Below are 1,545 nucleotides of genomic sequence, written 5' to 3' on the forward strand. Positions count from 1 at the left end.
AGTATCTCTGGTTGCGACAGCCTTCGATTCTGCCGGTGTGATCATAGCGGTAATCGGTCTGGCCGTGTTTGCTGTGTTTTTTGCTTACCAGTCGGTCTAGGTTGTCGTACTGGTAGCTGCGTTCGAGCAGGATATCGGGCAGGATGGGGTTCTGATTGCGCTGTATCTGTTTGCGTTGCAGCCGGCTGTTGCGGTCGTATTTGAACTGGGTGTTCAGGCGTCCCTGAGTGCGTAATACTTCGCGGTGCAGGTTGTCGCGTTCGATATCGCTGATGATGTGGCCGTCGATGTTTATCTGGTGCAGGTGGCCGGAGCCGTAATAGAGGTTGTTGATGGTGCGCCCATCCGGCAGGGTGGTGGCGATGCGGTTGCCCAGTGGGTCGTACTGGTGGCTGAGGGTGCCCTGTGCGGTGGTTTCGCTCAGCAGGTTACCCAGTTGATCGTAGCTGAAGGTAATGAGGTCGAGTTCAGCTTCAGCAGGCAGGCCGGCTTTTTTGTAGCCGACTTTGATAAGGTTGTCGGCTTGGTCGTACTGGTAGGCGGTGTTGCCGTCGGTGGTGTATTTGCCGATCAGGCGGCCGATGGCATCGCGTTTGAAGCGGTGGATGATTTCGGCACTGCTGCCGGCAGCAAAGTGCACGGCGCTGACGTTATCCAGTGCATCGTAGCTGTATTTCTGTTTACGCCCGTCCAGATCGGTCTGTTCGGTGAGGCGGTCGGCAGCATCGTATTGGAACTGGTAGTGTTCGCCGTTTTCGTTGATGAGGGTGTTAAGGCGGCCATAGGCGTCGTTTGTTTATTATTGGGCGCATATTTAAATTATGCTGAACCATAATTAAATGGGAGAAGATAAATCCCACCGCGTATTTTAGGCTAATATGTAGTAGTCTTTATTTAATCTGACATTTAGTGTATTTTAAACCAACAATGGAGTGTCAGTAATGAATCAATCTGCAAAAATAATTAAACCTAAATTAGGACTTTTAGAACTCGCTAAACAGTTAGGTAACGTTCAGCAAGCCTGTAAAGTCTTGGGGTATAGTCGCGACAGCTATTATCGCTTCAAAAAACTCTATGAACAGGGCGGAGAATTAGCTCTTCAGGAAATAAGTCGCAAAAAACCTATAGAGAAAAATCGCGTAGAACCTCATATTGAGCAGGCTGTCGTTAATATGGCTTATGAATTTCCTGCTTATGGCCAACATCGGGTTGCTAATCAGCTACGTCTGCAAGGAATAATGGTCTCTGGCAGTGGTGTACGTTCAATCTGGTTACGCCACGATTTAGAAAGCTTCAAAAAAAGACTGATCGCTCTGGAAACAAAAGTAGCTCAGGAAGGGCTTGTGTTAACAGAAAGCCAGCTACAGGCTTTAGAGAAAGCGAAAGCAGCGCGAGAGGCACAGGGTGAAATTGAGACCCAGCATCCTGGATACTTATGCGCACAAGATACATATTATGTTGGTCATATTAAAGGGATTGGGAAAATATACCAACAAACGTTTATTGATACCTATTCAAGACTGGCGTTTGCTAAAGTATATACGG

The 1,545-nt window shown here is 47.9% G+C and carries 3 protein-coding genes; 2 read left to right on the forward strand and 1 reads right to left on the reverse strand.

The annotated features are described in order from the left end of the window. Positions 1-640, reverse strand: a 640-nt coding sequence (locus BGI33_RS07450) for an RHS repeat domain-containing protein (RefSeq protein ID WP_257380432.1), incomplete at its 3' end; no start/stop codon positions are given. On the opposite strand from BGI33_RS07450, the gene BGI33_RS14370 reads away from it, so the two are divergent. Next, the gene (locus BGI33_RS14370) at positions 635-835 is read left to right on the forward strand and encodes a hypothetical protein (RefSeq protein ID WP_100090614.1); all 201 of its coding nucleotides are present in this window, start codon (positions 635-637) and stop codon (positions 833-835) included. The two genes, BGI33_RS07450 and BGI33_RS14370, sit on opposite strands and share 6 nt — an antisense overlap. Positions 836-941: 106 nt before the next feature. Next, the coding region (locus BGI33_RS07460) for a helix-turn-helix domain-containing protein (protein ID WP_144235390.1) at positions 942-1,545 on the forward strand (604 nt) is incomplete at its 3' end.

The organism is Snodgrassella alvi (assembly GCF_002777425.1).
Taxonomy (GTDB): domain Bacteria; phylum Pseudomonadota; class Gammaproteobacteria; order Burkholderiales; family Neisseriaceae; genus Snodgrassella; species Snodgrassella alvi_B.